The following is a 25,886-nucleotide window of genomic DNA, read 5'->3' as shown; positions in this document are numbered from 1 at the left end:
GCCGCTACTCCCCCTTTGATCCGTTATCCTGGGCTGCCGCGAAAGCGAAAGCCTCCGCCACTGCCGCCATCTCCTCCTCGCGCACCGTTCTGACAGAAAGGACAATCTTATCGTGGGCGACCCGCACGATAACCGGCACGGCCGCCTTCCTGAGAAGCCGCTCCAGCCGCTCCGCCGTCATATGCTCCGACGAAACCGTCACCGCATAGCCGGAAAGCAGCGTCGTCGGCGCCGAACCGCCGCCGATCTGATCCTTACAGGGCTCCGTCCCGAGGGTAAACGCCTCTGTCTTCTCCGAAATCCGCTGTTTTAAAAGCTCTGCCCGGCTCTTAAGCTCCTCGGTGGATGTGGTAATCATCTTTAAAACCGGAACCGAGCGTTTTGCGCTCTCCATGTCCAAATACTCAAAGAACGTCGCCTCCAGAGCCGCCAACGTCAGCTTGTCGACGCGGAACGCCCTGGCAAGAGGATGCTTTTTCATCAGATCCACATATTTTTTCTTTCCGATAATAATGCCGCCCTGTGGCCCGCCAAGAAGCTTGTCACCGCTGAATAACACCACGTCGGCCCCGTCCTTTAAGGCGTCCAAAACCGTCGGCTCATCGACGCCGTAGCGGGAAAGGTCGGTCATCAGGCCGCTTCCCATATCATAGATCACCGGAAGCCCAAGCTCTTTTCCGAGAGCTGCCATCTCCTTCACCGTCACCTCCTCGGTGAAGCCAAGGATCCGGTAATTGCTTGTATGCACCTTCATAAGGGCACCGGTGTGCTCCGGGTCATAGGCATTCCGGTAATCGGCCATCTTCGTCTTATTGGTCGTTCCGACCTCCTTTAAATGACAGCCGCTCTGTTCCATGATCTCCGGCACCCGGAAGGAACCGCCGATTTCCACCAGCTCGCCGCGGGAGACAATGACCTCCTTTTGCCATGCCATAGCCGAAAGGCAGAGCATGGTGGCAGCCGCATTGTTGTTGACAACCATGGCCGCCTCAGCGCCGGTGATCCGCGTGATGATCTTCTCCACGTGGTCATGGCGTGAACCGCGAATACCGTTTTTCACATCGTATTCCAGGTTGGAATAGGAATCGGCCACGGAGAGGATGCTCTCCACCGCCGCACGGCAGAGGTTGGAGCGCCCCAGGTTCGTGTGCAACACAACGCCTGTGGCATTGATGAGGTTTCTCAAATCCCGCTTCTTCTCGCCTGTAACCTGCGCGCAGATGGCGGCAATCATCTCATCCTTTCCGGGAACCTCTGTCCTCTCCCCCGATAAAATCTCTTTTCTTACCCGATCCGTAATCTCTCTTGCCGCGTCAACAACCACGGCTCTCGGCGTCGATTCCATAAAAAAAACGAGCTGCTCATCCAGTAGCAACTCATCCATTTTAGGAATACTCCGCAGAATCTCCTGCTTTTTTTCCATATGCTGTTTCCTCCTACACTACTTGATGGGATAAAAACGGAGGAGGTGGGAATCGAACCCACCCAGGAGGCTCTTAACCCCCTACAACGGTTTTGAAGACCGCGCGGCACACCAGCAACCGATCTACCTCCACATCTTGCAGTATAACATGGCCGATTGTACCATCTCGACTATCGTCTCGATGGAAATGCCCGTCAAATGGTTGCCCATGCAAGCATAGCAGCCACTTTCCTCGCCATTTTACCATGTATTTTTCACTTTGTCAACGACAAATTGAGCGAAATTTCGCAACAATTAAGTCATTTTATGGTATGTCAAAGAAGCACTGGGCCGGCGCCCTGCGGGACATTCCGCAGGGCCTCCGATCCAGCACGGAAAGGATTAGCCGACGTATCCGGCTTCCTTTAAGATCTCGTATGCGCGCTCCTTCTTGTCGGCAGCCATGAGCACAATCGGGCCGGTACAGCCCATGCCGCTCTCGGCGTAAATGCCGGCCTTCCAGAGGGCCTTTACAGCATCCTCCAGATCCATAACCTCGATGCCAGGGATCTGATCGGTGCAGATTTCCTTCGGCGGAGCTACAACGGTCTCCTCAGCAGCAGCTTCCTTCTTGCCTGCGGAACGAATCTCGTCGAGAATTGCGTCGAGACCGGCCTTCTTTGCCTTTGCAAATTCAGCGTCCGCAACAGCCTTCCAGTTGTGCTTAACCAGGTTCGTTGCAAACTCCATGGCGCCTGCGATTACAGGTGCGCCGGAGGCACGGGATACGATCATAATCAAACGGCCATAGCCGTCGCCGATTCCCGGGCCGTATCCGAAGCCCAGGGACTCGTAGCTTCCGCCTGTTGTATAAGCGGAGAAAATCTTCATCATCAGGTTTCCGGTCAGGGAATCCATAACCATGATGTCCGGCGTACCGGCAAGCAGGTCATTTCCTCTCATGACGATTCCGCCGTCAGCCCTTGCAGACTGTGCGAAATTGATGTCATAGCCCTGCTCTGCGAGCTTTAAGAGAGCCTTCTCTGTCTGTCTTGCGCCGTCGATGTTTGCGATGCCGACCGTCGGGTTCTCAATGCCCTCAGCCTTGGCCGCAATGATGCCGTAAATGGCATTCTTTACCATGCCGCAGACACGGTCCGTATCGGACGTACCTGTGGTCGTGGCAATATACATAGCCTTTCCGATGCCGGGGGTGATGACCTTTCCGACGGTGGAAACGCCGATGGGGAATGGATAATGCATCGTAACGGCAGCGTCAATCTCGCCGGAATCCAGCATCTTCTCCATATCCTTATGGATATCTTCCCCTTTAATCAAAACAGCTTTGAGGCCCTTGGCGGCTGCCAGCTCCATCGCTCTTTCGATATTATCCTCACCATGCTCACTGCCTTCGCTGGCAAAGCCGATCACCGGCTGTTTTCCATACTGACCGGTTTCCAGGGCGTCTGCCACTTCCAGGAAGGTTTCCGCAATGAGCTTTTTAATTTTCGTATCTGACATAAAACCTCAATCCTTTCTGACAGCAGATGCTTATTCGCCGAGAAGTCCCTTTGCAAAGTCTCTCATGGCCTCGCCGATCATGGTCTTAACCTTTGCCTCATCGAAGCCAGCGTCGCCGCCGTCTTTTGCGGAGCCGTCGTTAGCCTGGACAACAAAGGAAACGCCGTCGAACAGGTTTGTCATTCTTCCAAGGAACAAGCTTCCCTTGCCGATGATCATGGCGCGGTTGGTCTCTCCTGCAAGAACCTCATCGCGCAGCGGCCCAAGGTACGGAACGCCGGACGGGATGTGGCCCTGGGTCGGAGCCCAGCCGGTCATACCATGCTCTTTTACGAACTTGGCAATGTCAGCACGTGCGATCTCGCCCTTCTTAACGCCGAGGGCTGCGATCATCTTATAGTTTGCCTCCGGAACATCGCCTGCGCCGGCCGGCTTTGTGATATCCGGATTCTGCATCTCCGGAGAATACTTGTCGATATCAAGGATTCCAAGTCCTGCTGCATCAAGCGGGTTGGTAACCAGGGCAGAAATTACGTTCTGCGGAGCAGAACCTGTGCCGATGGTGTGGCGTCCCACGATATCCGTGCGGATCTGCGGGCTAACGCCGTCATCCTCGCTGATTAAAACAGAGAAGCCTGCAATGGCATCCTCAAGGATCGGAAGGCCTTTCTTTACATGATCCTTGCCGTTCATACCGAGCTTAGCGGTACAGCCGCCAGCCGTAACGACAACGTGCTTGAAGGTTCCTGCCTTAACCATAGCAGCAGCATGCAGAAGCGCATGAGCCGGGCCGGCGCAGAAACCGCGGACATCGGAACCTGTTGCGTTTGTGAAGCCGGCAATCTCAGCAGCAGCTTTCGCAAAGTTTCCGCCGCCTCTCTGGTTCATATCGCCGCAGGCCTCCTCGCAGCAGTCGATGACATAGTCCACTTCCTCCGGATTTACGCCGGCCTTCTTAACCAGCTCGATCAGGGAAAGGACGTTGGAAGCCTTCGTCACAAGGTTCTCAAGCATAACATGAGCAGACAGGTTTACGTCTACGTCATGGGCACGCTTTACAGCGCCTACCAGCTTGCCCTCGTGATAGAGGCCCTCGGAATGCTCATCGTTTACGAGAGCAGCGATTTCCTCCGAAGTGCTTGTGTTTTTATCAAGAACTGCCAGCTGATCTTCTTTCAAAAGATTCTGGGCAGCCAGTTTCGCCTTTACAGCCTGTGCAAAATCTTTCTCAAGCAGCACCAGGTCAAAAACATCACAGATCTGCATCAGTCCGTAGAACTCGTCCTGCGGCATGATCTGACCGTACTTGCCGTCGCGGGAAGCGTCCGGCCACTTCTTGTCATAGAACGGAAATTCCGTAGCAGCCAGGTCTGCCGGCTTGGCATTTCCAATATACACCTGATTCGGTATGTAGGATACCGCATCCTCAAAGCTTCTCAAATGTCCCGGAAGTTCCTTTAAATACTCGGAGTCCGGATTCACGACCATTTCTGTTGTCTGTGTCGTACCGTTATGGATTACCATATCCGGTGTAATTGCCAGTGTATAACTGGCCCCTTTTAATACTGGATACCCGTTCATCACTACACCTCATATTTTGAAATGGGGGCGCTTTTTACGGCGCCCCTTTACGTTTGCCACAGCGCACAAGAAGGCTGCCGGGCAGGCAGTTTTGTTACAGATACTTACAATACTGCTCGCGGATAGAGGACATCTCGTTTGCAATATCGTCCACATCCATAACCATTTCCATCATACTAATCTGCTCATCGTAGACAGCGGCATCTACCTCTGCCTTCATCTCGTCCTCACAAATGTGATATACAGTCAGTCCCAACTGGACTCCTGCTAATGGGCCTGCGAACGTCGGGTCACCCGCAGTAACGGTCTCGGCTGCCAGTCCGGCTGCCTCACCCTCAGCGGCACCGAGAACAACAACTAAATTCTCCGGTCCGTATTTTTCTGCGAAATCTTTAACCCTCTTCTGGTTCTCAAGGTCCATAGCACCCGCGGACGTTCAGACAAAGCACTCGGTAGATGAAAATACTACATCTGCGCCTGCCGTCTTAACGCATGCTTCGATGGATGGCCCTGGAATACCGTCGCGGTCTCCGATGATAACTACTTTCTTACCATTCAGGATAGCCATAGCATCTTTTCCTCCTTTATTTATTTGTGGCTTTCAGCACAGGAAACCCTGCGCCGCTGCATTTGCCTGCGGCATCAGAGACACCGCAGATTTTTGAAAAACACATAAACGTGTAATTCACATCTTTAGTCTGCCGCGAAATACGGCATCTCATCCTTACAGATGAGCCTTGATCATAGCCTCAATGTTCTCAACGGTTGCGTCGTCCTTTACGCACTCAGCGATCTTCTCGCCGTCCTTGTAAAGAGCGATAACCGGAAGGCCCAGGATCTTCTGGCCGATAGCCAGACGGCGAGCCTTTGTGGTGTTGAGAGCCGTGAATTTGATGTCCTTGCCGTAGGTGTCTTCCATAGCATGAACATGCGGCATCAGAGCCTGGCAGGGAACGCAGCCGTCGCCGTAGAAGTCTACGAGAACAGTGCCCTCAGCCTTTAATACTTCTTCTTCAAAGGTTTCCTTTGTTAACTCTACCATATCTAAGACATCCTTTCTTCCATATATGTATGGAAATTAGTGAAGGTCAGCAATATACTTCTCAGCCTGCTGTGCAGCGATAGCGCCGTCAGCAGCAGCCGTTACAACCTGGCGGAGGCTCTTTACACGGATATCACCTGCCGCATATACGCCCGGGATATTGGTGTGCATGTTGTCATCCGTCTTGATGTAGCCGTTCTCCATGTCGATCATGCCCTCGAACAGTTCGCTTCTCGGGTTGTAGCCGATGAAGCCGAAGAGGCCGAACATGCCGTCATCGGGATCTGCATCAATTCTCGTAAGTTCGCCGGTCTTCGTATTCTTGACCGTCATTCCGTCGAGGATGCCGTCACCGTGGAGCTCGTCCACAACCGTATCCCACATGAAATGCAGCTTCGGGTTCTTGAATGCTTTCTCCTGGATGGATTTGGCAGCGCGAAGCTCATCTCTTCTGTGGATAATCGTGACCTTCCTTGCGAATTTCGTCAGATACATTGCCTCTTCCACAGCGGAATCTCCGCCGCCGACTACGAATACTTCCATATCCTCGAAGAAGTTTGCATCACAGGTGGCGCAGAACGATACGCCCTTGCCCATGAATTCGCCCTCTCTCTTGCAGCCGATTGGCCTCGGGAATGCACCTGTCGCAATGATCAGTGCGCGGCACTGATAGGTGTCTTTGGTTCCGTAGAGCTTCTTGATGTCGCCATCCAGCTCTACCTTGTTGATGGTGTCGCTCACGCGCTCTGCGCCGAACTTCTCCACCTGCTTTGTCATCCTCTCGATCAGGGACGGGCCGCTCTCGCCTTCCACCATCTGACCGGGATAATTTTCGATTTCATCCGTGATTGCGATCTGCCCGCCATCCTTGGCCTTCTCGATTACCAGGGTGGAAAGGCGATATCTTCCGGAGTACAGGCCGGCTGCTAATCCAGCCGGGCCTGCCCCCAGGATAATCACATCATATATCTTATCCATGGGATGTCTCTCCTTTTTTCGATTGATTTAACTGAAACTATTTCCACTCAAAAACAGTCTGGTCTTCAACCGGTGTCTGTAATGCTTCCAAAGCCTTGGAAACAATCTTTCTCCTGATTTCCTTCTCTTCCTCAAGAGTCAGGGCGGGGTTTCCTAACGGATGCGGAATTGCGACAGCCGGGACGATACGGTTTGCGCCCACGGTCTGGGAAATCGGGACTACGGTTGCAATATGAACAACCGGAATACCATAGCTCTCAATAGCCTTAACCATCGTTGCACCGCAACGAGTACAGGTACCTCAGGTCGAGGTGAGAATTACGGCATCAACATGGTCGTCAACCAGCTTCTGGCCGATCTCCGTCGCAAACTTCTTCGCATTCGCTACCGCCGTTCCGTTACCAACGGTGGTGTAGAAATACTTATGAAGGCTGCCGATTTTTCCTTCCTTAATGAATTCGGTGATGATATCAATCGGAAGTACGCGGTCTGCGTCTTCGTTCGCATATACCGGGTCATAGCCGCCGTGAGCCGTCTCATACGTCTCAGCAGTCAGATCGGTAACGCCCTCAATGTCGTACTGTCCGTACTTGGAAGCACTGGAGGACTCGATATGATCCGGGTTGCCCTTCGGTACGATACCGCCGGATGTAACCAGGGCAATTTTTGCCTTGGACATGTCTTTGATCGCCTCACCAGGAGCAACACGGTCAAAGCTCGGCATCTCATACTCGGTCTCAAACTCTTTGCCTGCAAGCTTCTTAACAAGCATCTCAACGGCACGCTCGGAACCTCTCTTCTTCTCGAAGAAGTTCACACGAAGGCCGTTCGGCATGTAGCCTTCCTCAGCGGAAGCGCCGATCTTCTCACCCTTGGCAACCTTTAATGCCAGGGGAGCCATCTTCTTAACGGCGTCTCTCATGCCGGCTGCGCTGTTCTTTGTAGAAACGATATATACGTCTTTCTTGTACATATCAGCGCCCGGGTTCTCCTTGTACATACCGGTAACAACCGGAAGTCCAAGCTCTTTCTTTACGGCAGAAGCTACGGTACCGCAGGCTACGCCGTAACGTCCGGCGTTGAAGGCCGGTCCGCAGATTACCAGATCCGGATTCTGGCTCTTGATCATGTCAAGAACCGTCTTCGTTGCGGAGTCTACGTTCTCGTTGAAGTAGGAGTCGCCGCAGATAACGGTAGCAACGATCTCTGCCTCTTCACCGAAAGCCTGGTTGAAGGCCATACCAGGTCCAACCACGCCTTCCCGCAGTTCCGGCTGATAATCAGCTTTTTCTTCGCCGCCGATGTTGGCGAAGAACTGATTAATGTAGTGAACTACTCTTAACTTCGACATCTTTTCCTCCTATCTGGCGCTCAACTTGTTGAAGCCCATCTCGTTTGTAGCGCCGGTGATAACCTGAAGCTCAGCGACGATGGAGCCGTCCTTCTGAAGGCTGCCGTCAAATCCGCCTGCGATGATATCCGCAACTTCCGGATATCCGATTACCTTGTCCATCGGGCCAAGGTGAATCACTTCATTGGCATTTCCGCCTGTTACTACTGCGTTTGCAGCAGCATCAGCATCTGCTAAGGACTGGGAAGCGCCGTCGCGGCCTGCGTACTCATCGGTGATGATAACAGTCTTAACGCCCTTGCCCTCGATCTTCTTGCAGTTCATGATCAGGTCGGTATCCGGGTTTCCGAAGCCTTCCTGGGATACGATTGCGCCGTCTAAGCCAAGCCACTCGCAGAGTTTGCTTGTCCAGTCAGAGGAACGCATCTTATCAGCCAGGTACACGTTCTCATTTGTAATGATAACGCCTACAAAGTTCAAGGTCTTGCCATGCTGAGCAAACAGATCCTTGATAACCGGATTGTTCAGATGGTGGTAGGTGGTGTTCTTGTCGCATGCAGAAACGCAGTTTCCGCTTAAGATTGCGCCATCCATGGTTTCTGTCGGATTGATGATGGTCGGCAGAGACTGTTTCATGTCCACACCGTAGACATAGGTGTCATGCATAAGTCCCTGGCTCTGAAGCATCAGAACATAAGCGACTCTCGGAAGCTCCGGCCATTTTGCAAGGCCTTCCTTCACAGATACGGTCTCATACGTTTCAACCTCTTCTGCCTCAATGTCCTTAGCCAGCTTGCCGATGTAATCAGCAGCCTTAAGGCCAGCCATACGGACTGCATGCTCATGGGCATGCTTTGCAAGTCCGTCCACAGGCTCGCAAACAACCACCAGGTTGTTTAACTTGGAGAACGGTGTGTACTCCGCTCCTGTGCCGCACATGTCAATAATGCCTTCCTGGAATCCCACGATCTTTCCTGTGGTTACAACTGCGCTTCCGCGAAGGACGTTTGTACGTCCGCTTCCAACGGTTGCCACCTTGGAAATTACTCCTGGGAACATTGCCCCTTCTCCGCTAACCTTCACGCGCGGTTCAATTACATCTTTGACCGGCATGATGCGAACGCTCTCGCCCGGTTTGGCAATGTCAAACTCAACGGACTTGAGAGATTCGTCTTCCAGCAGAAGGGCTTTCAACTCGTCGGCATTCACATAGATGGTACCGTTTTCCACCTTGGATTCTGCTCCGAACTGAATGTCGCTAATCGGAATGATTCCTAATTCGAGTTTCATCGCTCTGCTTCCCCCGCTTTCTTAAAAATTTAGGATTTTTTGTAGCGCCCCTTCAATCAGCGAAAGATCCACTTCCCGGTAGTCTTCCCTGAGATGCTCCGGCCAGTCCGGCGTCTGCCGGATCGCCTGAAACTTCTGACAGATACTGACGCTGTTTTCCATGGTGATTTCCTGATTGTAGAAATCTTCACGGTCCACAGGCCGGTTCGAGATCATAACCGATTTATATGGGGTCTGGTTGGGCTTTAAGCTTCCCGTCATCGGATGTGTCTCCAGGCACCAGCCTTTCTGGATATAGTCCTTTACCTTCAGGAGCACGTCGAGATAGCTCCCGTTTTCCAGATAATCCATTTCGACCTGGCTGCCGTATTTATCACGGCAGAGCCTGTTGTTTGTCACAATCCGATACATCGCTTTCCACCCTCTATTGATTCAGGACATGTCCTGTTTCAATCTTTTCTATGCACACAAAAACCAGTATAGTTTTTTTCTATGCATCTATAAGATAACATACTTTTATCTGTTTGAAAAGAGGATTGAAATTTTTTTCTCCACTTTTCTCCAATGAGACCGAAGTTTTTTTCTCTCTTCGGAAGTTTTTTTCTCATTCGACGGCCGTTACACGGATAAGCCGCCGTTATGTGACTAATTTCCCCACCATACTGAGGATCAGCAGATGGAGCGGATAATAAATATAGAAGAAATACTTCCCGTTCTTCTTTCCCTGCGTCCCATCATACAGCCGGATTAAAAGGAAGGCAAGAGGCGCCGTCACCTCCACGGAGACGATGGCTGCGCCAAAAAGGAGCTGGTTTCTCTTATCGTTCCGAAACAGGTACAGGACGGAAACGAGAAGCGGCCCCAAAAAGCCGTAGTCACAGCAGGCAAGTTCCGCCGCCAGGCAGAAGGCCCCGGTCAGGAGAACGGCCCCGCCGAAAAAGGCAGGCATCTGTGCGCTTTTCGCCTCCCAGCGCGCCAGCGCTTCCATAAGCGCCAGGCAAAGGAACAGGGCTGCAAACACATTCTGGCTTTCAGGATCAAACCATGTCCCGGCCCGTGCCATATCATAAGGAAATTCTGAGACAACAGCAAAGCATGCAAGCCGAAGGGCATACCGTTTCCGGCTCCGCGTATGGAGAAAGCCTTCCGCAAGAAGGAAGCAGAAAATCGGGAAGGCCAGACGGCCGGCGTACCGGAGTACCACATCGAGCCAGTAAAGATAAGATGTCTCCCCTCCGGTCAGGAATGTTTCCGCCGCATAGGGGTTCGAGAATCCGGGGATTTTTGGTTCCACGAGGACAGCGCCGATGTGATCGAGCGTCATGGAAAGGACGGCAATCCATTTTAATTCCCGTCCGGTGACGGTCCGCTTTGTCTGCTGCTCTCCCATCAAGCCTTTCCTCCGGCCAAAATTCTCCTAATTTAAGTTTAAGCCCCTTTGGCCCATTTGTCAAGGAATCGTTTGGTTTTTAGAAACCATTGTCATTTTCCATGAAATCCGCTATAATACCAGATAGAATCTCACAGCGCTTTGAAAGGATCCACAGATGAATCAGCAGGAATTTGAAAGTTCCTTTTTCATGAAAACAAAATCAGCCGCCTACCAGAGGACGCTTCAGGACTGCCGGCGGGTGGCGGCTTCCAATGCCAACGTGCTTTTAATCGGCGAGTCGGGAACGGGAAAGGACGTGGCGGCGCAGTATATCCACCTTCTGAGCCGCCGTTCGGACAAGCCCTTTGTGGCCGTAAACTGCAACGCTTACACCGAATCCCTTCTGGAGCCGGAGCTTTTCGGCATGGAGCCGGGCATCTTTTCCGACACCATAAGGCGGCGGGTCGGAAAGTTTGAGCTGGCCGATCACGGGACGCTGTTTCTTGATGCCATCGGTGACGTCAGCCTGACGACCCAGGTGAAGCTTCTGAGGGCCATCGAGACAAAGGAAATCGAGCGGCTCGGCGGGAACAACAAAAAATATCTGGACTTCCGCCTGATTACGGCCACCAGCCGTGATCTGCCCACCGAGGTCTTAAACGGCACCTTCCGGGAAGACTTTTTCTACCGGGTCAGCACCATCGTCATCCGGATCCCGCCTTTAAGGGAGCGCAAAGAGGATTTGGAGGGGATGATCCACTTTCTTTTAAAGAAGGCCCAGGAGGAAAACGAGATCCGCATTGATAAGATCGAGGATAAAGCCTGGGAGTTTCTCACAAGTTATGACTATCCGGGAAATATCAGAGAGCTAAAAAACACCATCGACCGGATGGTTGTCCTGTCCCAGAACCATGTGATTACCACGGAGGGGCTCCCGATCCTCTATAATCTCCACAGGACGACGCCGACTTCCTCTTACAGCACCCATGAGATGATCTCCTGGAAGGAGTTTAAGAGGCGCAGTGAAAAGGAATATCTGGAATGGGCGCTCCGGCAGACCGGCTGGAACATCAACGCAGCAGCCAAGGAGCTAAACATCAGCGCCCGCCAGATTTTCAATAAAATCAATGAATATAACATCGAAAAGCCCTTCTAGGGGCGATCAGAAAAGGAGGTTGGCAGCATGTCATCCATCAAGCTCACATCCATGACAAAGCAGGGCGGCTGAGCGGCCAAGGTGGGCCCCGATGCCCTGGCACAAGTTTTGTGTCACCTGCCCAAATTTTCCGACCCGAACCTTTTAGTCGGCTTCGACACCAGCGACGATGCCGCTGTCTATAAAGTAAACGAGGAACTGGCACTGATCCAGACCGTCGATATTTTCCCGCCTGTGGTGGACGATCCCTACGAATATGGGAAAATCGCGGCGGCCAATTCCCTAAGCGATGTGTACGCCATGGGCGGCCGTCCGAAGTTAGCCATGAACGTGTTCTGCTTCCCGGAGGATCTCGCAAAGGAACACCTCCAGGCCATTCTCCAGGGCGGCTACGAAAAAGTGGCCGAGGCCGACGCCATGGTGGTCGGCGGCCATACCATCAAGGATCCCGTGCCCAAATACGGCCTTTCCGTCACCGGCTTCGTCCATCCGGACAAGGTGCTTAAAAACAATGCGGCGCCGGCCGGCGATGTGCTGATCCTCACAAAGGCATTGGGCTCCGGAATCCTGACGACAGCCGACCGCGGCGGGATCCTTACGCCGGCGGAGCACAAGGCGGCCGTGGATTCCATGGAATTCCTCAATAAGTACGCGGCGTTAGTGATGGAGAAAGAGCCCATCATCCATGCCTGCACCGACGTGACCGGCTTCGGCCTTCTGGGCCACTGCTACGAAATGGCGGCCGGCAGCGGGCAGAGCTTTTTCATCGACAGCAAAAAAATACCGGCACTCCCCGGGGCGCTGGATTACGCCTCCATGGGGATTGTACCGGCAAATGCATACAAAAACCGCGGATATCTGGACGGCCTCGTCTCCATTTCGGATTCCGTGCCCGAAAATGTCAGTGACCTGCTCTTTGACCCGCAGACGTCGGGCGGCCTCTTAATCGCCGTCCCGGAAGCGGCCGGCGAGGGCTTTTTAAGGCGGTTAAAAGATTTGGTTCCCGTGGCGGAAATCATCGGCCACACGGAGCCGTACCGGGAATACCCGATTTACGTCGGTTAAAACAGACGAAGCTGTTCATAGTCGGAGGAGCGAAGAAGCTCCTCCGGCCTTTTTTTCAGAAGCTTTCCGGCGGACTCTTCGTCGGCACACCAGCCGGCCAGTTCCTCTCTTTTAAGAAGCAGCGGCATCCTGTCGTGAACCGGCGCCATGGAGGCATTGGCCTCTGTCGTCAGAACCACGAAGCGGCCGCCGTCCTCTTCCTTCCTCCATAAGCCTGCCAGATACAAAAGCGGGCTGCCGCTCCCGTCTTCAAATTTCATCTTCTCTTTTTCCCGGTTCCACTCATAGAACCAGGAGGCGGGAATGATGCAGCGGCGTTCTTTGAAACACTGCTTAAACATCGGCCGCTCCCCGGCGCTCTCCGACCTGGCGTTGAAAACAAGGCCGCTTTTTCCTTCCGGGCGGAAGCCCCATCTCAAAATCTTCAGTCCCGGCTTCTCATCAAAGAAAAAGAGAACCGGCGACAAATCGCCGGGCCGGATCTCTCCTTCTTTAAATTCTTCAAAGCCGGGAAAGCCCTCCAGGAGCTTCTTCCCCCGGAGGCTTATGTGAAACCGGCTGCACATTGCATTTCCTCCTTACGCTGCCAAATCCAGCTCACTGATGTCAATTTCCGTGTACCCTTCCGTGGACGGGATCTCTACCGTAACCGGCTGGCCCGGGTTGTTGATGACTGCGTCCATGGAAACTGTCATCTCCACTTCCGTGCCTTCCACCGTCATTTTAAAGGTCATGTCAAGCTTCATATCTTTATAGTAGCCGTCTTTTCCCACCGTGTAGACGCCGGAGACGCTCTCGATTGTCATTCCGGAATCCGCCAGCTCATCAAAGGCGCCGGATGCGCCGAGAAGCTCCTGGACATAGGAATCCATCTTCGCCGGATCGGCTGTGAAGGTCAGGATCTTGTCATCACCGGACTCTTCCATGGAAATTTCGCTGATCCAGTCGGCCTCCACGGTGTCGATTCCCGCCTTTTCCGCTTCTTCCATCATCGTTTCTATATCCATGGCGTATTTCATCTTGTCCCCTTCCATGTCCAGATAATAATAGCCTTCCGTGTAAAACATGGTCATATTCAGGGATGTTCCCATAATGTTTGTCGAGGTCTCGGCATAGTATTTCAGATCGTCGGAAGACGCTCCGGACATTTTTACATCCATATCCGTACCGAAGTCAAGACTGTTTTCGCCCATCGCCATCGTCATGTTCATGGAGCTTGTCATGTCGATGGAGTCCAGCTCGGCATTTTTCTCAGCAGCCTTCTTGAACACATCCATCGGTTCTTCTTTCTTCTGGCACCCGGCGGCGGAAAGTGCCACAGTAACGGCCAGCAGGCAAGCAAATAACTTTTTCATAGAATTTCCTCCCATATCACTTATTTTCTCCTATTATATCGGAAAATTCTCCGAAAATCCCGCACTTTTTTCTTACATTTTCCCAAATATTTCTTCCAGTTTCGGAAATCTATGGAAACACAAACGTCCCGGGGAGAAATCCACCGGGACATTTGCATAAACGGCCTGCCGCCGCATTATTTTTCTTCTTTTTTCACTTCCACCTGACGGATTTCCCGGGAGGCAGTCTCTTTTTTGATGCTTTCGATGAAGTCGGCAAGGTTTGCAGAGCCTTCGTCGCCTTTGAAGCGGCTTCTCACGGAGACAGTGCCCTCTTCTTCCTCTTTCTGTCCTGCAATCAGCATATACGGGATCTTCTGGGTCTGAGCCTCGCGGATCTTGTAGCCGATCTTTTCGTTTCTCAAGTCGATTTCGGCGCGGATGCCGGCAGCATCCAGCTCATCCTTGATCTTCTGGGCATACGCTTCATGCTTTTCGGAGATCGGGAGCACCTTTACCTGTACCGGAGCCAGCCAGGTGGGGAATGCGCCTGCAAAATGCTCAATCAGGATACCGATGAAACGCTCGATGGAGCCGAACGCCACGCGGTGAATCATGATCGGGCGGTGTTTCTCGCCGTCTGCGCCGATGTATTCCAGCTCAAACCGCTGCGGAAGCTGGAAGTCAAGCTGGATCGTACCGCACTGCCAGGTACGTCCGATGGAGTCTTCCAGATGGAAGTCGATCTTCGGGCCGTAGAAGGCGCCGTCGCCTTCGTTCACCACGTAATCGACACCGAGGTCGTCCAGGGCGCCGCGGAGAGATTCTGTTGCCAGCTCCCAGTCCTCGTCGCTTCCCATGCTGTCCTCCGGCCTTGTGGAAAGCTCCACATGGTACTTGAAGCCGAACAAGGAGTAAACCTCATGGATCAGCCTTGCTACGTTCTTGATCTCGTCGCGGATCTGCTCCGGCGTCATGAAAATGTGGGCGTCGTCCTGGGTAAAGCAGCGGACGCGCATCAGGCCGTGGAGCTGGCCGGATTTTTCATGGCGGTGGACGATGCCCAGCTCACCCATCCGCAGGGGCAAATCACGGTAGGAGCGCGGTTCGGAGGCGTAGACGAGAACGCCGCCGGGACAGTTCATCGGCTTGATGGCATAGTCTTCCTCGTCGATGACCGTCGTGTACATGTTATTTTTATAGTGATCCCAGTGGCCGGAGGTCTCCCAGAGCTTCCTGTTTAAGATGATCGGCGTGGAAATTTCCACGTATCCGGCCTTCTTGTGGATCTCGCGCCAATAGTCGAGAAGCGTATTCTTTAAAATCATGCCCTTCGGAAGGAAGAACGGGAAGCCGGGGCCGGCCTCATGCATCATGAAAAGGCCAAGCTCTCTTCCGAGCTTTCTGTGGTCGCGCTTTTTCGCTTCCTCCATCATCGTGATGTATGCCTCCAGCTCTTCCTTTTTCGGGAATGCCGTCGCATAGATTCTCGTGAGCATCTTGTTTTTCTCGCTTCCGCGCCAGTAAGCGCCGGCGATGTTCATAAGCTTGAAGGCCTTGCCCACGTCTTTCGTGTTCATCAGGTGGGGGCCGGCGCAGAGGTCGGTGAACTCGCCCTGCTTATAGAAGCTGATGACGGAGTCTTCGGGAAGGTCTTCGATCAGCTCTACCTTGTACGGTTCGTCTTTTTCCTTCATGAGTGCGATGGCCTCGGCCCGCGGAAGCTCGAACCGCTCCAGCGGCAGCGCCTCTTTGATGATTTTCTTCATCTCAGCCTCGATCTTCTCCAGATCCTCGGCCATGATCGGCTCCTCGGAGTCCACGTCGTAGTAGAAGCCGTCTGCGATGGACGGGCCGATGGCAAGTTTGGTGCCCGGCCACAGCCTCTTGATGGCCTGTGCCATCACATGACTGGCCGTGTGGCGGAGTGCGGAAAGGCCCTCCGGATCCTTTGCCGTTAAGATGCTTAAATGGCAGTCCTTATCGAAAACCGTTCTCAGATCGGCCTCCTCGCCGTCGATCTCAGCGACGCAGGCCATCCTTGCCAGGCCTTCACTGATGTCCTTTGCGATGTCCAGGACGGACATCGGGTTCTCGTACTCTCTTACGGAGCCGTCTTTCAATGTGATCTTCATACTGATTCTCCTTTTTATGCCATCGGTTTCGTTTCCGCGGCCTCTTGTTTCTGACAGACAGATTTTCGGGCTACGAAACAAAAAAACGCCCCCTGGCCAATCCTCTCCGGATCTGCCAAGGGACGACTTTTACATCGCGGTTCCACCCTGCTTGCATGAAAATTTCATGCCACTCATTTGATGATAACGGAATCACCGTTCCCGATTAAGGGACACTCCAGGGTGGTCTTCCTCCTGATTCCCGTGAGGCGCTCACACCAAATGCACCTCTCTCTGAACCTTCCTCAGGGCTACTCTTCCTGTCAGCGTGTTTGCAATTTCATTTGTTTCTCTAGTATAGCATCTGGGCGCCGTTTGTCAAGGACTTTTTTCCGACGCCGCACTGCGGGCGCCGTTTTTTGGCATGCCGCAGGCGCGATTTTTAATTTGCCTTCCTGTTTATGAATTCCGTCTTTGTCTTGGAATATGTAAATTTCTGGCTGCTGTAAAGGCCGTAGTAGCCGGACATGGCAAAGCTTAACGCCACGGTCACAGCGAAATACAGGATCCCTTCCGTACCGAAAAGCTCAAAGCCCAGAAACAGCGAGGCCACCGGGCAGTTTGTGACGCCGGAAAACAGCGACAGCATCCCGCAGGCCGCGCAGAGCGCCGGAGAAATCCCAAACACGTTCCCGAAGGCCGCGCCAAGGCATGCGCCCACCGAAAGGCTTGGGCCAATTTCTCCACCCTTAAAACCGCCGCCAAGGGTCACAGCCGTAAAAAGCATCTTTAAAAGAAACGCCGCATACGGCACGCCGCCGGTCATGGCTGCGGCCATTAAGCCGGCGCCTGTGCCGCAGTAGTCCCGGTTCCCCACAACGGCCGTAAGGGCGATGAAAACTGCCGAGGCCGCCAGGATTCTCAGAAAAATGTTCCGGATCCGCGAAAGGAAAACCTTTCGTACGCCTCTTAAGAGGATGCAGAATAAGCCGCTGCAAACGGCCCCCGAAACGGCCAGAAGAAGGATTAAAAGGAACAGGCGGACGTCCGCAGCCGGCAGCGTTTCCAGAGGGAATTTATCGCCGGTGACGCCGAAAAGCCCCGCCACATGGGCAGCTAAAAACGCCGACAGCACACAGGGAAGAAGCGCCGCATAGTAAAGGACGCCGACGCTTATGACCTCCATCCCGAAGACAGCCGCCGCCAGCGGCGTGCCGAAGATGGCCGCAAAGCAGCCGCTCATGCCGCTCATGATGAGCACCTTTTTGTCTCTCTGGTCGAGATGGAAGATCTCTCCCACTATATTTCCAAAGCAGCCGCCCATTTGAAGTGATGCCCCCACTTTACCAGCAGAACCGCCGACAAAATGGGTAAGAATCGCCGAGCTGAAAATACACGGGAGCACCGACGGGCTGATTGTTTCATCCGAGGAAACGGATTCCAGCACCAGGTTCGTCCCCTTGTTTCCCACCTGATGAAACAGCTCATGGATCAGTACGATTACAATCCCGGCCGCCGGCATCAGGTATAACAGGAAGCCCAGGCGGCCGAAGGTTTCGGAAGCCAGGGACAAAAGCCGGCCGAAGGCGGCGCCGATCAGGCCGCAGCCGGTTCCCATCAGAAGGGAAAACCACAGCCACTTCGCCAGATAGACAGCGTTCTGTCTGGCTGCTGCCAGATATTCCTCTTTCTCCGTCTCCATGGCCGTCTCCTACATGTAAATTCCCGTGGGCCGCTCCACTTTCGGGGAGTATCCGGCTTCCTCGAGGGCCGCCACGATGGAATTCTTGTGGTCAGTTCCGAAGGTCTCCAGGGTGATCTTAAGCTCCACGGCGGAGTTTCGGTTGATGGTGGCAAACTGGTTGTGCTCCAGGCGGATGACGTTGCCCTGAAGCTCTGCGATTAACGCCGACACCTTGGCAAGCTGGCCGGGGCGGTCAGGAAGCCTTACGGATACGGAGAAGACGCGGTCGCGCTGGAGAAGGCCGTTCTGGACGACGGACGCCATGGTAATCACGTCCATGTTGCCGCCGCTTAAGACGGACACCACTTTTTTGTTTTCAAAATTTAAGTGCTTTAAGGCCGCTACGGTCAGCAGGCCGGAGTTTTCGACGATCATCTTGTGATTTTCCACCATGTCGAGGAAGGAAACGATCAGCTCGGAATCGTCCACGGTGATGACGTCGTCCACGTTCTTCATCAGGTACGGGAACAGCTTGTCGCCAGGCGTCTGGACGGCCGTGCCGTCGGCGATGGTGTTGATGTGGGGCACCGTCACCACATGGCCGGCTTTTTTCGACTCATACAGGCAGGCGGCGCCTTTCGGTTCCACGGCAATGACCTTGATGTTGGGATTTAAAAATTTCGCCAGGGTGGAAATACCTGTGCAGAGGCCGCCGCCGCCCACCGGCACCAGGATGTAGTCCACGGTCGGCAGCTCTTTTACGATTTCCATGGCGATGCTGCCCTGGCCCGTGGCGATTTCCAGGTCGTTGAAGGGATGGACGAAGGTGTAGCCGTACTCGTCCGCCAGCTTGTAGGCGTGGGCGCAGGCGTCGTCAAAAACCTCGCCCTCCAAAACCACCTCAGCGCCGTAGCCCTTCGTGCGGTTCACCTTGATGAGCGGCGTCATGACCGGCATGACGACCGTGGCCTTTACGCCGGCCAGCCTGGCCGCGTAGGCGACGCCCTGGGCATGGTTTCCGGCCGACGCCGTAATCAGGCCCCGCTCCCGCTCTTCTTTCGTGAGCTGGCTGATTTTATAGTAGGCGCCGCGCACCTTGTAGGCGCCTGTGTACTGCATGTTCTCCGGCTTAAAATAGACCTTGTTGCCGGTGCTGGCAGAAAAGTATTCGCTGTACACGAGCTTTGTCTCCAGCGTGATTTCTTTTACGATTTCCGATGCCTCTTCAAATTTTTCCAGTGTCAGTTCTTCTATCATCTCTGTCAGCCCTCTTCTTTCTCTCTGCTTTCGTCTCTCTGGAACAGTGCGTTTACAAAATCATGGGAATTGAATTTCTGGAGGTCGTCGATCTTCTCGCCGACGCCGATGTATTTCACCGGGATGCCAAGCTCCGACTGGATCGCCACGGCAATGCCGCCTTTGGCCGTCCCGTCTAATTTTGTGAGGATGATGCCCGTAATATTTGCCGCCTCCATGAACTGTCTTGCCTGGACAAGGGCGTTCTGGCCGGTGGTACCGTCCAGGACTACAAGTGTTTCCCGGTAAGCCTCCGGGTACTCCTTGTCGATGATGCGGTTGATCTTTTTTAATTCCTCCATCAGGTTCTTTTTGTTGTGAAGGCGGCCTGCCGTATCACAGATCAGGACGTCGGCGTTTCTGGATTTTGCCGCCGAAATGGCGTCATAAATCACGGCCGCCGGGTCGGAGCCCTCTTTCTGTGCGATGATCTCCACGCCGGCCCGGTTGGCCCACTCCGTGAGCTGTTCAATGGCCGCGGCGCGGAAGGTGTCGGCTGCCGCCAGGATCACCCGCTTTCCATCGGCTTTTAGCTGGTCGGCCAGCTTTCCGATGGACGTGGTCTTTCCGACGCCGTTGACGCCGATCACCAGGACGACGGATTTTCTGTTTTCAAATTCGTAGGCGTTTTCGCCGAGATCCATTTTTTTCCGGATGCTCTCGATTAACACCTCCCGGCACTGGGACGGATCCTTGATATGCTGTTCCTTTACGGTCTTTTTCAAATCCTCGATGACAGCCATCGTCGTCTGGATCCCCATGTCCCCCATAATCAGCGTCTCTTCCAGCTCTTCATAAAAGTCCTCGTCAATGGCGGAAAAGCCGGAAAAGATCGAATCCATTCCCGAGACGATGTTGTCCCTGGTTTTGGAAAGTCCCGCCACAAGACGGGAAAAAAAGCCTTTTTTCTTCTCTTCCATGGGAAGTCCTCCTTATTTATCCAGATCATTTTCTATGAGACTGACGGAAACAAGCGTCGAAACACCTTTTTCCTGCATGGTGATACCATACAGCCGGTCCGCTGACACCATGGTGCCGCGCCGGTGGGTGATGACGATGAACTGGGTATTTTTCGTCAGCTTGTGTAAGTATTTTGCGAACCGGTCCACGTTGGAATCATCCAGGGCCGCCTCAATCTCGTCAAGCAGGCAGAACGGCGACGGCTTTAAATTCTGGATGGCAAACAAAAGGGCAATGGCCGTCAGCGCCTTTTCGCCGCCGGACATCTGCATCATGTTCTGGAGCTTCTTTCCCGGCGGCTGCGAGATAATCTGGATCCCTGCCTCTAAGATGTCCTCGTCCTCGATGAGCTCCAGGGTTCCGTGGCCGCCGCCGAACAGTTCTTTAAACACCCGGTCAAATTCCCGTCGGATCTCGGCGAATTTTTCCGCAAACTGGCGGCGCATGCCGGTGTCCAGCTCCTCAATGATTTTATATAAGGTCTCCTGGGCCGCCGTCAAATCGTCGTGCTGGCCTTTCATGAACTCATACCGCTCTGAAATTTCCTTGTAGTCCTCGATGGCATTGACGTTGACATTTCCAAGGGCGCGGATACTTGTTTTTAACTCATGGATCTGTTTTTTCAGCTCGGGAACCGGCACTTCTTCACCGTTTGAAAGCTCTGCGGCAGTGGAATAGGTGAGCCCGTATTCGCTCCACATGTAATTTACGAGGCCCTCCTGGCGCTCCTCCTGCTTTTCCTTCTGATTTTGAAGGCGGAAGGCTTCTTTGTCAAGCCTGGAAATCCGGTCGGAAAGCTCTTCCCGCTTTTCGGAGAGCTGTCTTCTCGTCCTGTTCTTTTCCTCTTTTGCCTCCGAGGCCTGGCCGGCCTCCTCCGAGAGGGCGGCCGCCCGTTTTTTCTCCTCTTCAATCCGAATGAAAAGCGTTTCGATTTCTTTCTTTTTCCCTGCCACGGCCTCGGCGCTCTGCTCGGTGCCTCCGCTCAGGGCTTCTTTTTCTTTTAAAAGCTTTTCTTCTTCTTCCCCGAGGCGCTTCATGTTCTCCAAAAGGAAGTCCTCTTTCTGGGATAAGGAAGCCGCCGAAAGCTGGATGCCGGAAAGGAAACGTCTGGCTTCCTCTCTGTTTTCTCTTGCTGTCTCCAGGGCTTTCGTGTCCTCCTCGATGCGCCGGTTCCTGGCTTCATTTTCCTCTTCCAGGACTTTCATCGCCGCCAAAAGCTTTTCCGTCTCCGAGCGGATCTCCTGCATCTGTTCCTCCAGCTGGCGGTTTTCTAACTTCATGTCGGCCGAGGACTCCAAAAGCTCTGTCTGGCGCTCGGAAAATTTGGAGAGGTTCATGCCGGCCGTGTTTTCCTCCAGATACCTGGCCTGAAGCTCTTTCTTTACGGTCTCTAACTCCCCGCTCCGTTCCTCCAGAAGCCCCTCCTGGAACACCAGCTCCTTCTGGATGCTGTCCACCTGGAGAAGTGCCTTTTTGCAGAGCTCTTCAAACTCCTCCATCTCCCGCTTTCTGCCGAGAAGGTTGCTGGAGTTTTTATAGGCGCCGCCGCTCATGGAACCGCCGGGATTTAACAGCTCGCCGGCCGGCGTCACGATCCGAAAGGAATGGCGGTATTTTCTTGCAATGGCAATGGCCGTGTCGATGTCCTTTACCACCAGGACGCGCCCCAAAAGATACTGAATCAGGCCGTCATACTGCCGGTCTGCCTTCACGAGGCTGCTTGCAAGGCCGATGGCGCCCGGCTCTTTTAAGGCCTCCGGCCGCTCGAACCCGCCCCGCGCCGAGATACTGGTGAGCGGAAGGAAGGTGGCGCGGCCGAACTTGTTCTTCTTTAAGTATTCGATCAGCACCTTTGCCGTCTCTTCCGAGTCGGTGACGATGTTCTGGATGCTGCCGCCGAGAGCCGTCTCGATGGCCGTCTCGTATTCCTTCGGCACGTCAATCAGGTCTGCGACGACGCCGTGGATCCCGTGCACCCTGTCCCTCGTCTCCATCACCCGGCGGATGCTGTTTCCGTAGCCCTCGTACCGCTCCGCCAGGTTCCGCAGGGATTCGAGGCGTGTGGACGCCCTGTGGTATTCCTGCTGGGTATTGTTGAGGTTCCTGTTGAGCCTTGCAATCTCCCCGGAGGCCGCCTTGATCTCCTCCTCCAGGCCGTCTGCCCTGGCAAGCAGTTCTTCGATGGCCGCCTCCAGCTCCCTCTTTCTTTCTTCCTCTTCTTTTATCTTAAGGGCCCAGCCCTCTTCGTCGCTTTTTACCTTCAAAAGCTTCTGGGCCACCTCCGAGCGGCGCACCTGCACCTGCTCGAGCATCGTATCGTACCGCTGTTTTTTTACGGAAAACGAGGATTTTTCGTTGAGGGCGTCGATGATCCCGGCCTTCGTCTCCTCAATCCCCTGTTCCAGGCTGTCTGCCTCGGCTGTCCTGGCGGAGAGCGCCTCCTCGGCTTCCTCAAGGCGCTTTTTCATCTCCTCGGCCTGTCCTGTGAGGCCTTCCTTTTCACTTTGGTACTCTTTCTTTCTTTCTTCCCGCTCTTTCAGTTCTCCTTCGATGGCGGTGATCCTGTTTTTGATATGTTCGGCGTTCATCTCCTCGGTCCGGATCTGTTCCTTTAAGACATTGACCTGTCCTTCCAGGTTTCCGGCCGTCATGAGCGCCTCGTTTCCCGCCTCCTGCTTTTTTCGCTGGGCTTCCTCAAGGACGCGGATTTCCTCTTCCAGCGCCTCCTGGGTCTCGCGGATCCCGGCCGCCTCTGTGCGTGAGTTTTCCATGTCGCCGGTGACGACAGAGAGGTTTTCAGTGATTTCCGAAAGCTGTTCCCGTATCACTGCCGTCTCCGAGAGGAACAGGCCCACGTCGCACCGTTTTAAATCTTCTTTTAACCGCAGGTACTCCCTGGCCGTCTCCGACTGTTTCTTTAACGGGCCTACCTGCTTTTCCAGCTCGCTTAAGATATCGCTTATGCGGATTAAGTTCTGTTTTTCGTCTTCCAGTTTTTTCTGGGCAATGGCCTTTCTGCGCTTAAATTTCACGATCCCGGCCGCCTCGTCGAAAAGCTCCCGCCGTTCCTCGGGGCGTCCGCTTAAAATTTTATCAATCTGGCCCTGTCCGATGATAGAGTAGCCCTCTTTTCCGATTCCCGTGTCGTAAAACAGCTCGTTGATGTCCTTTAAACGGCAGGGGCTCCCGTTTAACATGTACTCGCTCTCACCGGAGCGGTAGATGCGCCTGGAAACCGTCACCTCGTCAAAGTCGATGGCAAGCTTGTGGTCCTGGTTGTCCAGGGTGATAGCCACATAGGCAAAGCCCTGGGGCTTTCTCGTCTCCGTCCCGGAAAAGATCACGTCCTGCATGCTGGCGCCCCTTAGCTGCTTGATGCGCTGTTCGCCGAGCACCCACCGGACGGCGTCGGCCACGTTGCTTTTTCCGCTGCCGTTGGGGCCCACGATGCCCGTGATCCCGTTGTGGAAGTCGAAGACGATTTTATTGGCAAAGGACTTGAAGCCCTGAACTTCGATACTCTTTAAATACATGTCTCACCTTTTCCTACTTTTTTACGGTACAAATCCCGTGGTAGGCCGCCACCTGCTCTGCCGCCTTCTTTGTCCGGCCGGTTCCGCGGCCGATTTCCCGGCCGCCGAGCTTTACGCATACCTCAAAGCTTTTGTTGTGGTCGGGCCCTTCCTCGCGCAGAAGCTCATAGGACAGGGATTCCTTCGACTCCGCCTGAACCATTTCCTGCAAGATAGTTTTGCTATCATAAAAGAGCTGTTTATGTTCAATGTCGTTTAAAATAAACCGGTGAATGAACTCTTTTGCATTAGCAAGACCACCATCCAGATAGATCGCGCCGATGACGGCCTCCATGGCATCGGAGACGACAGACGGCCGTTTTCTCCCGCCGGTCAGTTCCTCGCCCCGCCCTAAGAGCAGGTAGTCGCCGAGGCCGAACTGTTCGGCGCAGTAGGCCAGCGTCGGCTCACAGACAAGGCTGGCCCGAAGCTTCGTCATCTCCCCCTCCGGCATGGACGGATAGTGGGTGAACAAAAATTCGCTCGCAGCCACCTCCAGGACGGCGTCGCCTAAAAACTCCAGACGCTCGTTGCACTTCGTCTTGTCCCAGTGCTTTTCGTTGGCATAGGAGCTGTGGGTCAGCGCATGGGACAAAAGCCTCGGTGACTGAAAGCGGTATCCGATGATGTTCTCCAGTTTTTTCCATTTTTCTTCCAAAGCGGTTTCCTCTTTTCGTTTCATGGTTTCGCGGGCCGTAAGCCGTTTTTTTCGCCTGCCCGCGTAAATGGAAAATAAGGTGCCACCGTAACGGGACACCTTTTTTTCCAATGATCCTTAATTCAATGAAGTTCTGATCTGTTCTGCGGCATCGCCGACCGTTACGATTTTTTCGGCGGCTTCCGTCGGGATTTCGATGTCAAACTCCTCTTCGATTCCCATGATGATCTGGAAGATGTCAAGGGAATCGGCTCCCAGGTCGTCTACGAACGTGGTCTCCATCGTGATTTCCTCCGGATCCACGTTAAGCACCTCTGCAATGATCTGACGCAGTTTTTCAAATTCCATACGCTTCATCCTCTCTCTGCTTTACGCTTCCTGTGCATTCATATTTTCCTTTTTCCCCAGGCGTTCGCCGATTTTCTCGCCGATGGCCTGCTCTTTGAAGGAAATGCACTGAATAATCGAATTTTTCACCTCGTTGGCCTTGGAGCTTCCGTGGGTCTTTACCACAAGCCCCTTTAAGCCGAGAAGCGGCGCGCCGCCGTACTGGCTGGCGTCAAAGCTCTTCATGGTCCGCTTTAAGGCCGGCTTTATCAAGAGGGCGCCGATTTTGCTCCGAAGATCCGACATCAGGCCTTTCTTCACCATGGAAAGCATCGTGGCGCCGACGCCTTCATAGAGCTTTAAAATCACATTTCCCACAAACGCCTCGCAGACGATCACATCGGCGCCGCCGTGGGGGATCTCCCTGGCCTCGATGCTGCCGATGAAGTTGATGCCGGGGCATTCTCTTAAAAGCGGGAAAGTTTCTTTTACGAGGGCATTGCCCTTTTCTTCCTCAAGGCCGATGTTTACGATGGCCACCCGCGGATTTTTGATTCCCACCACATGCTCCATGTAGAGGGAACCCATCTGGGCAAACTGCACCAGGTGGGACGGCCTGGCGTCCACGTTGGCGCCGCAGTCGATTAAGAGGGATACGCCTGTCTCCGTCGGGATTAGCGGCGCAAGGGGCGGGCGCTCCACGCCCTTGATGCGGCCGACGATCACCTGGCCGCCCACTAAGATGGCGCCGGAGCTTCCGGCCGAAACGAAGCCGTCGGCCTCGCCGCTTTTTACCAGGTTCATGCCGACTACGATGGACGAATCCTTTTTCTTTCGGATGGCATTGACCGGCGGTTCTCCCGTTTCGATCACCTCCGAGGCATTCACGACGGTGATCTGGTCTTCTTTATACGTATGTTTTTTTAATTCCTGTTTTACCACATCTTCTTTTCCCGTCAGGAATACGTGGATATCTGTTCTCTCATTGACCGCCTCCACGGCGCCCTTTACGATTTCCGCCGGGGCGTTGTCGCCGCCCATGGCGTCCACTGCAATTTTTATCATGATTCTTATCTCCCTGCCTAAATCTACCAACTACTATACTAGATAAGATTCATAAAATCAATAACTTTTTCCGCCGTCTAAGCTCCATACGAAAATCCCGCCCCGGACATTTTCTTCC

The 25,886-nt window shown here is 53.8% G+C and carries 22 protein-coding genes, 1 tRNA gene and 1 other annotated feature; of the genes, 2 read left to right on the top strand and 21 right to left on the bottom strand.

Features of this window, described 5'->3' with window-relative positions:
• Positions 1-4 precede the first annotated feature (4 nt).
• The 11 genes from selA to KE531_16940 form a co-directional block, all read right to left on the bottom strand.
• Entirely contained in the window at positions 5-1,423 is a 1,419-nt protein-coding gene (gene selA / locus KE531_16990; protein MBR9955285.1) for an L-seryl-tRNA(Sec) selenium transferase, read from the bottom strand.
• Positions 1,424-1,460: 37 nt separating this feature from the next.
• Positions 1,461-1,554 (bottom strand) — tRNA-Sec (locus KE531_16985).
• Positions 1,555-1,804: 250 nt separating this feature from the next.
• The gene (locus KE531_16980) at positions 1,805-2,923 is read right to left on the bottom strand and encodes a glycine reductase (GenBank protein MBR9955284.1); all 1,119 of its coding nucleotides are present in this window, start codon (positions 2,921-2,923) and stop codon (positions 1,805-1,807) included.
• A gap of 30 nt (positions 2,924-2,953) precedes the next feature.
• Positions 2,954-4,504, bottom strand: a complete 1,551-nt coding sequence (locus KE531_16975; protein ID MBR9955283.1) for a glycine reductase — start codon at positions 4,502-4,504, stop codon at positions 2,954-2,956.
• A gap of 94 nt (positions 4,505-4,598) precedes the next feature.
• Positions 4,599-5,072, bottom strand: a complete 474-nt coding sequence (locus tag KE531_16970; GenBank protein MBR9955282.1) for a glycine/sarcosine/betaine reductase complex selenoprotein A — start codon at positions 5,070-5,072, stop codon at positions 4,599-4,601.
• A 156-nt stretch (positions 5,073-5,228) separates the two neighbouring features.
• The gene (locus KE531_16965; GenBank protein ID MBR9955281.1) at positions 5,229-5,546 is read right to left on the bottom strand and encodes a thioredoxin; all 318 of its coding nucleotides are present in this window, start codon (positions 5,544-5,546) and stop codon (positions 5,229-5,231) included.
• 36 nt (positions 5,547-5,582) lie between these two features.
• Complete coding sequence (gene trxB / locus KE531_16960) at positions 5,583-6,524, bottom strand: thioredoxin-disulfide reductase (GenBank protein MBR9955280.1); 942 nt, start codon at positions 6,522-6,524, stop codon at positions 5,583-5,585.
• A 37-nt stretch (positions 6,525-6,561) separates the two neighbouring features.
• Positions 6,562-7,875: a glycine reductase complex selenoprotein B gene (gene grdB, locus KE531_16955; protein ID MBR9955279.1), complete on the bottom strand. Its 1,314-nt coding sequence runs from the start codon at positions 7,873-7,875 to the stop codon at positions 6,562-6,564.
• Positions 7,876-7,884: 9 nt separating this feature from the next.
• Complete coding sequence (locus KE531_16950) at positions 7,885-9,165, bottom strand: glycine/sarcosine/betaine reductase component B subunit (protein MBR9955278.1); 1,281 nt, start codon at positions 9,163-9,165, stop codon at positions 7,885-7,887.
• 21 nt (positions 9,166-9,186) lie between these two features.
• Positions 9,187-9,576, bottom strand: a complete 390-nt coding sequence (locus KE531_16945) for a GrdX family protein (protein ID MBR9955277.1) — start codon at positions 9,574-9,576, stop codon at positions 9,187-9,189.
• A gap of 226 nt (positions 9,577-9,802) precedes the next feature.
• Positions 9,803-10,555 carry a hypothetical protein gene (locus KE531_16940; protein ID MBR9955276.1) on the bottom strand — a complete coding sequence of 251 codons (753 nt, stop codon included), beginning with the start codon at positions 10,553-10,555 and terminating at the stop codon, positions 9,803-9,805.
• 157 nt (positions 10,556-10,712) lie between these two features.
• Here KE531_16940 and KE531_16935 point away from each other — a divergent pair, with 157 nt between their 5' ends.
• Positions 10,713-11,693, top strand: coding sequence for a sigma-54-dependent Fis family transcriptional regulator (locus KE531_16935; protein MBR9955275.1), 981 nt, complete (start codon positions 10,713-10,715; stop codon positions 11,691-11,693).
• 27 nt (positions 11,694-11,720) lie between these two features.
• The gene (selD, locus tag KE531_16930) at positions 11,721-12,758 is read left to right on the top strand and encodes a selenide, water dikinase SelD (protein ID MBR9955274.1); all 1,038 of its coding nucleotides are present in this window, start codon (positions 11,721-11,723) and stop codon (positions 12,756-12,758) included.
• On the opposite strand, the gene KE531_16925 is transcribed toward selD, so the two are convergent.
• The 10 genes from KE531_16925 to plsX form a co-directional block, all read right to left on the bottom strand.
• On the bottom strand, positions 12,755-13,324 hold the full coding sequence (locus tag KE531_16925) for an SOS response-associated peptidase (GenBank protein MBR9955273.1): 570 nt from the start codon (positions 13,322-13,324) through the stop codon (positions 12,755-12,757). The genes selD and KE531_16925 overlap by 4 nt on opposite strands.
• Positions 13,325-13,336: 12 nt before the next feature.
• Positions 13,337-14,113, bottom strand: a complete 777-nt coding sequence (locus KE531_16920) for a hypothetical protein (protein MBR9955272.1) — start codon at positions 14,111-14,113, stop codon at positions 13,337-13,339.
• Positions 14,114-14,289: 176 nt separating this feature from the next.
• Positions 14,290-16,227 carry a threonine--tRNA ligase gene (gene thrS / locus KE531_16915; GenBank protein MBR9955271.1) on the bottom strand — a complete coding sequence of 646 codons (1,938 nt, stop codon included), beginning with the start codon at positions 16,225-16,227 and terminating at the stop codon, positions 14,290-14,292.
• Between the two features lie 115 nt (positions 16,228-16,342).
• Positions 16,343-16,542, bottom strand: a binding site (T-box leader).
• Between the two features lie 106 nt (positions 16,543-16,648).
• Positions 16,649-17,908: a chloride channel protein gene (locus tag KE531_16910; GenBank protein ID MBR9955270.1), complete on the bottom strand. Its 1,260-nt coding sequence runs from the start codon at positions 17,906-17,908 to the stop codon at positions 16,649-16,651.
• Between the two features lie 9 nt (positions 17,909-17,917).
• Positions 17,918-19,144: a threonine ammonia-lyase gene (locus KE531_16905; GenBank protein MBR9955269.1), complete on the bottom strand. Its 1,227-nt coding sequence runs from the start codon at positions 19,142-19,144 to the stop codon at positions 17,918-17,920.
• Between the two features lie 8 nt (positions 19,145-19,152).
• On the bottom strand, positions 19,153-20,106 hold the full coding sequence (ftsY, locus tag KE531_16900) for a signal recognition particle-docking protein FtsY (GenBank protein ID MBR9955268.1): 954 nt from the start codon (positions 20,104-20,106) through the stop codon (positions 19,153-19,155).
• A 12-nt stretch (positions 20,107-20,118) separates the two neighbouring features.
• Positions 20,119-23,679 carry a chromosome segregation protein SMC gene (gene smc / locus KE531_16895; GenBank protein MBR9955267.1) on the bottom strand — a complete coding sequence of 1,187 codons (3,561 nt, stop codon included), beginning with the start codon at positions 23,677-23,679 and terminating at the stop codon, positions 20,119-20,121.
• Between the two features lie 13 nt (positions 23,680-23,692).
• Complete coding sequence (rnc, locus tag KE531_16890) at positions 23,693-24,400, bottom strand: ribonuclease III (GenBank protein ID MBR9955266.1); 708 nt, start codon at positions 24,398-24,400, stop codon at positions 23,693-23,695.
• Between the two features lie 93 nt (positions 24,401-24,493).
• Positions 24,494-24,724, bottom strand: coding sequence for an acyl carrier protein (gene acpP / locus KE531_16885; protein MBR9955265.1), 231 nt, complete (start codon positions 24,722-24,724; stop codon positions 24,494-24,496).
• 21 nt (positions 24,725-24,745) lie between these two features.
• Complete coding sequence (gene plsX / locus KE531_16880; GenBank protein ID MBR9955264.1) at positions 24,746-25,768, bottom strand: phosphate acyltransferase PlsX; 1,023 nt, start codon at positions 25,766-25,768, stop codon at positions 24,746-24,748.
• Positions 25,769-25,886: the final 118 nt, after the last annotated feature.

Source organism: Eubacteriaceae bacterium Marseille-Q4139 (assembly GCA_018223415.1).
Taxonomy (GTDB): domain Bacteria; phylum Bacillota; class Clostridia; order Lachnospirales; family Lachnospiraceae; genus CABSIM01.
This window is presented reverse-complemented; position numbering and strand designations above follow the sequence as displayed.

Bases quoted from the DNA above. Each gene is read 5' to 3' on its own strand.
- KE531_16940 (MBR9955276.1), bottom strand. From the start codon at position 10,555: ATGGGAGAGCAGCAGACAAAGCGGACCGTCACCGGACGGGAATTAAAA.
- thrS (MBR9955271.1), bottom strand. From the start codon at position 16,227: ATGAAGATCACATTGAAAGACGGCTCCGTAAGAGAGTACGAGAACCCG.
- KE531_16920 (MBR9955272.1), bottom strand. From the start codon at position 14,113: ATGAAAAAGTTATTTGCTTGCCTGCTGGCCGTTACTGTGGCACTTTCC.
- trxB (MBR9955280.1), bottom strand. From the start codon at position 6,524: ATGGATAAGATATATGATGTGATTATCCTGGGGGCAGGCCCGGCTGGA.
- KE531_16980 (MBR9955284.1), bottom strand. From the start codon at position 2,923: ATGTCAGATACGAAAATTAAAAAGCTCATTGCGGAAACCTTCCTGGAA.
- selA (MBR9955285.1), bottom strand. From the start codon at position 1,423: ATGGAAAAAAAGCAGGAGATTCTGCGGAGTATTCCTAAAATGGATGAG.
- KE531_16935 (MBR9955275.1), top strand. From the start codon at position 10,713: ATGAATCAGCAGGAATTTGAAAGTTCCTTTTTCATGAAAACAAAATCA.
- ftsY (MBR9955268.1), bottom strand. From the start codon at position 20,106: ATGGAAGAGAAGAAAAAAGGCTTTTTTTCCCGTCTTGTGGCGGGACTT.
- KE531_16950 (MBR9955278.1), bottom strand. From the start codon at position 9,165: ATGAAACTCGAATTAGGAATCATTCCGATTAGCGACATTCAGTTCGGA.
- KE531_16945 (MBR9955277.1), bottom strand. From the start codon at position 9,576: ATGTATCGGATTGTGACAAACAACAGGCTCTGCCGTGATAAATACGGC.
- smc (MBR9955267.1), bottom strand. From the start codon at position 23,679: ATGTATTTAAAGAGTATCGAAGTTCAGGGCTTCAAGTCCTTTGCCAAT.
- KE531_16975 (MBR9955283.1), bottom strand. From the start codon at position 4,504: ATGAACGGGTATCCAGTATTAAAAGGGGCCAGTTATACACTGGCAATT.
- acpP (MBR9955265.1), bottom strand. From the start codon at position 24,724: ATGGAATTTGAAAAACTGCGTCAGATCATTGCAGAGGTGCTTAACGTG.
- KE531_16910 (MBR9955270.1), bottom strand. From the start codon at position 17,908: ATGGAGACGGAGAAAGAGGAATATCTGGCAGCAGCCAGACAGAACGCT.
- plsX (MBR9955264.1), bottom strand. From the start codon at position 25,768: ATGATAAAAATTGCAGTGGACGCCATGGGCGGCGACAACGCCCCGGCG.
- rnc (MBR9955266.1), bottom strand. From the start codon at position 24,400: ATGAAACGAAAAGAGGAAACCGCTTTGGAAGAAAAATGGAAAAAACTG.
- KE531_16965 (MBR9955281.1), bottom strand. From the start codon at position 5,546: ATGGTAGAGTTAACAAAGGAAACCTTTGAAGAAGAAGTATTAAAGGCT.
- KE531_16925 (MBR9955273.1), bottom strand. From the start codon at position 13,324: ATGTGCAGCCGGTTTCACATAAGCCTCCGGGGGAAGAAGCTCCTGGAG.